Annotated in this window: 8 protein-coding genes; 2 read left to right on the forward strand and 6 right to left on the reverse strand. The window is 68.3% G+C overall.

All coding sequences use genetic code 11. The annotated features are described in order from the left end of the window. Positions 1–84 precede the first annotated feature (84 nt). Positions 85–267, reverse strand: coding sequence for a hypothetical protein (locus ABZ923_RS40430; protein WP_361483141.1), 183 nt, complete (start codon positions 265–267; stop codon positions 85–87). Positions 268–1,214: 947 nt separating this feature from the next. Next, positions 1,215–1,517 (reverse strand): hypothetical protein, encoded by a 303-nt coding sequence (locus ABZ923_RS40435; protein ID WP_361483144.1) that lies wholly within the window; start codon positions 1,515–1,517, stop codon positions 1,215–1,217. Positions 1,518–1,743: 226 nt separating this feature from the next. Between ABZ923_RS40435 and ABZ923_RS40440 the strand changes: the two genes are divergently transcribed. Further along, positions 1,744–3,873 (forward strand): hypothetical protein, encoded by a 2,130-nt coding sequence (locus tag ABZ923_RS40440; protein WP_361483147.1) that lies wholly within the window; start codon positions 1,744–1,746, stop codon positions 3,871–3,873. A 213-nt stretch (positions 3,874–4,086) separates the two neighbouring features. On the opposite strand, the gene ABZ923_RS40445 is transcribed toward ABZ923_RS40440, so the two are convergent. The 3 genes from ABZ923_RS40445 to ABZ923_RS40455 all read right to left on the reverse strand — a co-directional run bounded on the left by ABZ923_RS40445 (position 4,087) and on the right by ABZ923_RS40455 (position 5,724). Continuing rightward, positions 4,087–4,344 carry a hypothetical protein gene (locus ABZ923_RS40445; protein ID WP_361483150.1) on the reverse strand — a complete coding sequence of 86 codons (258 nt, stop codon included), beginning with the start codon at positions 4,342–4,344 and terminating at the stop codon, positions 4,087–4,089. Positions 4,345–4,540: 196 nt separating this feature from the next. Next, positions 4,541–5,407, reverse strand: a complete 867-nt coding sequence (locus ABZ923_RS40450) for a hypothetical protein (RefSeq protein WP_361483153.1) — start codon at positions 5,405–5,407, stop codon at positions 4,541–4,543. Continuing rightward, positions 5,407–5,724 (reverse strand): hypothetical protein, encoded by a 318-nt coding sequence (locus ABZ923_RS40455; RefSeq protein ID WP_361483155.1) that lies wholly within the window; start codon positions 5,722–5,724, stop codon positions 5,407–5,409. The genes ABZ923_RS40450 and ABZ923_RS40455 overlap by 1 nt, the downstream gene beginning before the upstream one ends. Positions 5,725–6,428: 704 nt before the next feature. Here ABZ923_RS40455 and ABZ923_RS40460 point away from each other — a divergent pair. Next, a complete protein-coding gene (locus tag ABZ923_RS40460; RefSeq protein ID WP_361483158.1) occupies positions 6,429–6,992 on the forward strand; it encodes a helix-turn-helix domain-containing protein in 564 nt (187 codons plus the stop codon). 193 nt (positions 6,993–7,185) lie between these two features. Here the strand turns inward: ABZ923_RS40460 and ABZ923_RS40465 are convergent, their stop codons facing one another. Then, entirely contained in the window at positions 7,186–7,401 is a 216-nt protein-coding gene (locus ABZ923_RS40465; protein ID WP_361483161.1) for a hypothetical protein, read from the reverse strand. Between the last annotated feature and the right edge of the window lie 128 nt (positions 7,402–7,529).

Here is a 7,529-nt window from a genome sequence, read left to right on the forward strand (position 1 = left end):
CGGCCGCGCCCCCCCGCCCCCCCGCGCCCCCCCGCCCCCCCCCCCGCGGCCGGCGACGGGCCAGCCGCCGACCGGTGTCCCTGTTCACCGGCCGGCGGTGCTGGCCACGGTGGTCACCATGGCGACCAGCACCGCCGCACCGGCCATCGCCACGGTCAGCGGGGCGGTAAGTACCGGGCGCCGGTAGACGGCGTAGCCGAGCGCGGCGACGATCAGCGCGCCGACCAGGACCAGCAGCAGGACGACGAGCAGAGCGAGCGTGGACATACGGTTCCCCCTCGGGATCAGGTGCGCCCTGGGTTGGGGCGCACGGTTCACACGGCTGTGGAGCTTGGGAGTTGCTTGGCCCCTTGCGTCTCGGGCTGACGGCCGGGACGGGGCAGCGTCAGGGTTGTTGCTGCTGGGGTTAGCCCCGCAACCGGGCAGGCGGCGCTGCGGCGGCATCGACTCTGCCCAGCCCGGAATCTGGATTCAATAGCCTTGACCTGCGAAGACACCGTCCCCCGGGTGTTGAATGCGCGGCTCGGGTCCGGTAGGCCTCGTACTTTGGTTATGGGGGAAATCGCCGCCGATGTTTGCCTCGATCTCGAAATCATCGGGGGAGCCGAACGCCTGACGAGCGGACAGCAGAGCCTGACCGGGAGGGCACGGCGGGATCACCGCCCCCCGACGCGCGCGTCACGCGCGTGCTTTGGGCCGGGCGTGGGCGGGTGGCCGGGGGCGATGAAGAAGAGCTCCGGCTCGGCCGCGATGACCGGGTGGTGACCGACCGCCATCCGCTGGGCACCGGCCCAGCCACCGCCGGCCTCCCCCACACGAGACACCGACCCGTTGCCGACTCCCCGCGCGCAGCTCGCCGCCGGGCGCAAGCCGCGCCCGTCCGGATGCCGCACCCTCGGAGCCGGCCCCTCCCTCTCTGGGCAGTGACAGCCGCGGTAACACGGCGGGTGTGACAGCCGTCCGTCGGACCGCCCCGTCCCGAGGCGCATCACGGCCACAGCACGCGAAGGAGCGTTCGACTCCAGCAAGCGCTGCAGGGCCCGTGAGCCTCTAACAGACGCCCGCTCCGCCCTGAGATTGGACAGCTTCGGTCAGTTCCGCGTCGGGCTCCCCCGTTGACGGAGGGATGTCATACCTGAGCCTGTTGGCCTGACGGTCGGTGCGCGTGCCGGCCGGGGATCAAGGGCATGGCGGCGTAGCTCTGCGACTCGGCGTCAGGCGGGTGGGTGTTGTTCGGGCGGGGTGTTCGGACGGCTCCGGTCGCGTCGGTGAGTCCAGTAGGCCTGCCACCAGCTGAGGCGGTCTGCGGAATCCTGCGGGATGGTGCCGTGGATGACGGACTGCACCAGTACGGTGGCCAGGCCGGTCAGCGCCACGGCGAGGACCACGGCCCAGGGCGCGCCGGCGAAGGAGGCAGCGAGGCTACCGACGCTGCTGATGCCCGCGCCCGCCAGTGCAACCGTCTTGGAGGGGCGGGATTGGCTGTTGGGCTGCGGGAGGGGTGGGAAAACAGTCAAGGTGAGCTCCTGCGTCGCGTCGTTGGTTGGGCTTGCTTGAGCTCAACTGTCCCGGACACGGAGTTTATTGAGAACGGACGAAAAATATGTCCAGGGGGGAAATTTAATGGCTCGTCCAGGAAGACCACTCGGCCATCTCAGCAAAGACCTCACTTCCTCGGTAAGGGAGTGGACTCTGGCATTACGTAAGCACGTTGTAGGCCCGTTGCAGGACGAGGGGCCTCGCATGACCTGGGGGCAGATCGGCGCTCGCCTTGAGCAGATGTCTTCGGCGCCCGGGGCGCGTAAGGAGCTTGCAGCGTCGACCGGCGTGCAAGGAGGTAAAGATTTATTTACTACGCGCGGCGCGAACCTGGCGAACGTCTTCCGGGGTACGACGGTGCCCTCGCGAGATGTGCTGATCGACCTGCTTCAGCTTGTCCAGGAGGAACGCGGTCCGCTCAGCCGCGAAGTGGTACAGGAGCTGTGGAGGCTGTACCGGGCGGCACTTCGTGAGAAGTCGCCGGCCACGTACGCCCGCTATGTTTTCCAGGACGGTTACGTCGCCGCCATCCTCGTTGCGCAGTCTCTCCAACAGAAGGTGAATGATCTCCAGGAGAGACTGCAAGAAGAAGAGCTGGCGCAGCGTGCACAGCAGCGTGTGCAGCAGCAGTTGCGTCTGACTCATGCCGTGATGCGCCGGTCCCTAGCTGTGGCCGAGGAAGAGTCACAGCAGCGGGAAGGACTGCTCCAGCAGTCGGTGGCGCAGTTGTCCGTCACGGTCGCGGGGCTGGAGAGGGAGCTGGCTGAGACCCAGACGAAGCTGGAGGGCTTGCAGGAGCAGGTCGAGTGGCAGGCGAGTCTGCGCGAGCAGGCGGAGCGCGACGCGGTCGCGGACTCGGAGGCCTGGGCTGAGCGGGAAGCCGTCTTGCTGGAGAGGCTGACCCAGGCCTACGAGACGCTGGAAGCCGCTGTTGTCCAGGCACGGGACGTGGAAGCGGTGCTGCGGGCCCGGGAGTCGCAGTGGCAGCAGCAAGCACGGTCGGCGCAGGCAGAGGCGGGGGCCGCCCGCTCAGACGCGCAGACCGCGCAGCAGGAGGCAGCCTCGGCCCGGGCGGAGGCCACGTCTGTACGGGAAGCGGCTGCGGCCGTGCGGGAGCAGGCGGCACGGGCCATGCGCGAGCAGAGAGAGGAGTTCGAAGCCTTTACCGCGCGTGCCGAGGATCGCTACGAGCGTGCCGTGCAGCGGGCCGAGTCGCTGGAGGAGCAGCTCGTCGAGACGAAGAGCCGGCTGGCGCAGAGCAAGCAGGAAGCAGTGCGTGCCGATGCGATGCTCTCGAGGTTCTTGGACGAGCAGAGGCTCACCGAGGCCCTGAACGACATCCTCGACCAGGGAATGAACGAGTACGGGAAGATCGGCTCCCTGGAGGTGCCAGGGTTTGATGTAGAGCCTGCATCAAACCAAACGCCCAGTTCAGAGCAGCCGGTACTCGCGACCGCACCAGTCGCTGCGTTGGCCGACGAACCCGCTGTGGCCGCTCCCCTGCCTCGTCCCGGCCAGCCGGCCCTGCCATCGCAGCAGCGGCAGGAGGGACCTGACGAGCCTCCTCGATACGAGCCGGTCCCGCCGACGCAGCCGCCCGCTCCCAGCCGCCGTCTGACGGGTAAGCAGAAGCGGCAGGCCAAGGCCTGGGGTCTGCTGGACTACCGTCAGCGTCGGCGGTTACGGCGATATCGACAGCTGAGCGCCTACCGCCGCAGGACAGCTCCTGGCCCTGTGCGCACCGGCGTTGTACTGATCGGCTTGGCCGCGTGCGCTCTAGGCGTACTGCAGGTGATCGACGGCCGCAAAGCAGAATTCCCGGACCTCTACGAACCCGCGTGTACCGCTGTCTCAGCACAGAAGGCACAGATCGACTGCGTCAGCCAGGAAACCGGCCGGGTGGAGGACAAGCTCCCCAGTGACGGCAGCAGCACCCGACTGACGGTGGCCAGGAACAACGGGACAAGCAAGACACTGACAGTGGATGACGCCCTCTACTACGCCACACATCGAGGATCTGAAGCGAAACTCACCGTCTGGAACAACAGAATCATCAAGATCGAGGCAGCAGGGAAAAGCAGCCGCGTAACCTCAGGCTCCGCTTGGCCACTGCTGTGGGCGACGATCCTCCTCAGTCTAGGCAGCTTCGCCAGCGGACTGGCTCTAAAAAAAGAGAGAATCATATGGGGAGCGGCATGCATCGCGGCCATCTTCCTGATGTTCTGCACGGGTATTGCTGCCGGCGCCGTGATCGCACTACCCGGCTGGTGGGCCGTATTCTTCGCCCTGCCTGTATGGATCTTCATCGCCTACCTCACTATATTCGAGATTTAAAAGGCACGGGGGAACAGGGAGGGTTTATTACCGAAACCCCTCCGCAAGGGCCACAAGGCGTCTCCTTTCAAACCCGCCAACCTGTGAAAACACCTGGCCGCCAAGCGGAGGCGGGGCACTCCGGTAGCCGTCCTACCGGTAACGCCCCGCAGCAAGATCGGCTCCGAGGGTGTTACCAGCAACTGGTTTTATATCCCCTGAGGCCCTTGCGTCTCAGGAGACGGCTTTGAGGAAAAGTACAGAGCGGTCGTCACTCTTCTTGGTGATCTTTTCCAGGAGTCGGGCGTGTTCCTTCACCCAGTCGCTTTGATCGCGGCTGTCGGCAGTAACGCTGGCTCCGGCCGCGTTCCATGAGGCGAGTTCTTCGGGTGCGTGGACGTAGCAGGCATGCAGGAAGGCGAGGGCCTGCTCCGGAGTGACGGGCAGCATCCTGTCCATGATGATCCGGTAGGCGGTGGTCTTGGGCAGCATGCCCGGACCACTCGCCTGCGACATCTCTCCGTAGGAGGGGTAGCCGGCCCAGACGTGCTGGCCCGTAGGGCTCGGGCAAGTCTGCCCGGGGTGTTGATGAGTTGCGGACCACGGGGGCCCCGCCAGCGGGGGCCGAAGGCACCAGTGGAGGCCTGTGACAAGCATCGGCAGACCCCCACCGGCGTGATGGCCTGGGTCAGGGCTTGCCGTACTGGACGATCGTCACGATCTGCATGATGGTCACGATGAGCGTGGCCAGGGCGACCAGGTTGTGGATGTTCAGCTCGCCCCGGAGGCGGCGCAGGGACTGCATGGCCCGGGACAGCGGCGGCTCCTCCTCAGGGGGGTCGTAGACCCGGGCCTGGGAGATCTTCAGCCGGGTCGCGGTGTGGTGCCATTCATGGATCTGCCCCTGGGCGACTTCGCAGGCCACCAGGAAAGCGTGCAGCGGCTCGGTGTCCGGGATGCCGTCGCCGTCGAGCATGGCGTGGATATCGCTCTTGCGCAGGATCCTGCCCTTGCTGCGGGCGCGCTCCTTCAGTTCGTCGGACTTGAGGCTGCCCTTGAGTTCATTGAGCAGCTGACGGAAGTCGTCCGCGGTGGTGCACAGCGCGAGCGCGGTGCGGGTGGCGTCGACGTCGGAGGTGCGGAAGGGGACCAGTTGCTGCTGCCGGGCGACCTCCTCGCGGACCAGGTCGGCAACGGACACCCGGCGGCGGGTGTTCGGCCGGCGGGAGGCGTTCGGCTCGGTGGCGTCCGAGTCTGCCGAGGCGGCCGAGCGGGCTTCCTCAGCGTCTCGGGCGGCCTCCCAGAGCTGCCTCCAGTCGTTCTCCTTCGCGTCGAGGTCGCAGCTGCTGACGTAGGCCCAGGTGACCTCCCAGGTGGGCATCCGTTTTCCGGACGCCGCCAGGGACAGGGAGGCGGTGGAGAAGTGGGCCCGGGCCGCGAGGTCCTTGTAGGACAGCTTCTCCGGATTTGCCGCCTTGGTCTCGCGCATCGCGTTGACCAGCCGCTTGAGCTCCGGCGAGGCGTCCGGGTGGATGGGGCTCTCCAGGCGTGGCATCAGATGCAGCCCTCCGTCCGGACCTCGGTGCGCCCGGTCGCCGGCCCGTTGGAGGGCCAGAACGCGGCGGCCGTGGCCGCGACGTTCATCCCGAAGGAGACGGAGTCGGTCAGGTCCATGCCCAGGAAGGACACGGCCGTGCCCGCCGCGGCACCGACGGCACCGCACAGTCCGGCGCGTACGGGCGCGGTGCCGCGGCGTACGGCGTCGGTGGTGCGGTGGCCGGCCCGGCGCAGGGTCTGGCGCAGGTCCAGCTTGCGCAGCCGGGCGGGGAAGGGGAGGCAGACGCTGCCTCGGGGCGGTTTGTGCAGTTCCATCGCGCGTCGCTTTCTTCGACGCAGGGCCCTCTGCCTTGACGACACAGAAAGGACTGCGACCCACGACAGGGGGCCCTGCTGACCTCGTACCGCCAGGAGCGCCAACTCCCGTCGCGGCGGTACCGCTTGCGGCATCCATGTTGCCGGACGCCCACGCATCGGTACAGAGCGTGATGTTGAAAGCCAACCCGGGCCCCGGATGCCGAAGTTAATAAACGGCTATCAATCCCCCGCAGGGGCTGTGACCTGCGCATTTCCCCTCACGCAGGTATGGCTAACTCGACATACCGGCGCCTAGAATGGCTTAAGGCCCCGTGGTTGGTAATCATGGGGGCATGCAGTCATCGCAACTGCGATCCACGGCGCTGTCCCGACCTCGGACAACGCTTGCACGGAGGTCACCTGCGCCAACAGGCCCTCCAGGGAGGCTCGTCCTCTCGCCGGTACGCCCAAAGCGTGGGTCACCACAACGGTGGGCGTACCGGCGAGGGGACGAGCCGCTTCCGTATCAGGCCGCGGCGCTCCTCCCCTGAAAGCCGCCACAAGGTACGGCACGGATCCGGCCGGAGCCGACGCGCCGTGAGCCGCAGGGTCGCGTCGACTGCGCCTTGGCAGACCTCATCTCATCCACGGCAGGCCAGCACGGGCGGCCCGCACGCGGGTCGGTCTGTTAGGTGCCATGCGGCAGGGGAGGATACGGGGCCATGAGCACCAGCCGTCCCCTGCTGACCCAGCGCGAGGCCGCCGCCTGCGGTGTGAGCCGTACGAAGATCCGCCGCCGCCGTGAAGCCGGCGAACTCCCCGGATCCGTACTGGACGAGGAACGCGGCTGGCTGATCCCCGTGGAGGACCTGCTCGCCGCCGGCTTCCGTCTCAACGCGCCGGCGCCTCCAGACGACCAGGCCACCCCCGACACTGAGGAGGCAGCCACAGACGGGAAAGGTCAGGCCGGGACGACCGAGCTGCAGGCCGAGCTGGAACGGCTGCGGCATGAGCACGAACTCCAGCTCGCCGAGGAGCGCAACGCCCGCGCACTCGCCGAAGCCGAGGCCCGGCACCTGCGCGAACGCCTCGCCGAGCGCGCCGCCCACATCGCCGACCTCCAGCAGGCGCTGAAGGCGCTCACCGCGGCGCCGGAGCGGGCGGCCATCCCTCAGCCCTCACCCCCCGCCACTCCCGCCCCCGCACCCGTCACGGCTGTGCCCGAGCCACCAGCCAACGCGCACCCGGAGCCCGAGCGGCGCCGGTGGTGGTCCCGCCGTAGCTGACCGACTCTGGTTGGCTCGGGGCAGAGCCCGCCCGCCGACGCTGTATCGCGACATGACGCCCGACCAGGCTCGCCCTGAACCAGGGAGGTCAGGGGCGTGCAGGAGGGCGGGAGACGGCCGCACAGCGGCTCTCTGACCGCAGTTGAGACGGCGATGCGGTGGTCCCGACGCAACGATGTGCACGCGGACGGATTCAGCGAGCAGGATCGTCGGCGGCGCGGCCACCGGCTCCGAGGGATCGACGCGGGGCGGGAGTCGTCACGGGGTGCCTGCCGAGGACTCCCCGGGCGCGCAGCTCGGCGAGGTCGGGCAGGCGGACACCGGGCAGGGAGTCGAGCAGGTCGGCCTGGGCCGCGCGGATACCGTGCGCGAGCTGGGGGCCAGCGCCGAGTGCGCGGCGAGCAGTCACGCCGATCATCGTATGGGCGGCCGATGACGGCGAGGAGCAGAAGACGCGAGCGGGGCGGCACCCTGATGGGGTAAGGGCCTCCTGGTAGGCCGGCGTCAGCCCGCCGCACACCAGCAGCCCGTCGAGCC

The sequence above is a fragment of the Streptomyces sp. NPDC046881 genome, from assembly GCF_040645015.1.
Taxonomy (GTDB): Bacteria; Actinomycetota; Actinomycetes; order Streptomycetales; family Streptomycetaceae; genus Streptomyces.

What these genes read in the sequence shown, in the direction of transcription:
- ABZ923_RS40430 (WP_361483141.1), bottom strand. Translation starts at nt 267, where the DNA reads ATGTCCACGCTCGCTCTGCTCGTCGTCCTGCTGCTGGTCCTGGTCGGC.
- ABZ923_RS40440 (WP_361483147.1), top strand. Translation starts at nt 1,744, where the DNA reads ATGACCTGGGGGCAGATCGGCGCTCGCCTTGAGCAGATGTCTTCGGCG.
- ABZ923_RS40445 (WP_361483150.1), bottom strand. Translation starts at nt 4,344, where the DNA reads ATGCTGCCCAAGACCACCGCCTACCGGATCATCATGGACAGGATGCTG.
- ABZ923_RS40450 (WP_361483153.1), bottom strand. Translation starts at nt 5,407, where the DNA reads ATGCCACGCCTGGAGAGCCCCATCCACCCGGACGCCTCGCCGGAGCTC.
- ABZ923_RS40455 (WP_361483155.1), bottom strand. Translation starts at nt 5,724, where the DNA reads ATGGAACTGCACAAACCGCCCCGAGGCAGCGTCTGCCTCCCCTTCCCC.
- ABZ923_RS40460 (WP_361483158.1), top strand. Translation starts at nt 6,429, where the DNA reads ATGAGCACCAGCCGTCCCCTGCTGACCCAGCGCGAGGCCGCCGCCTGC.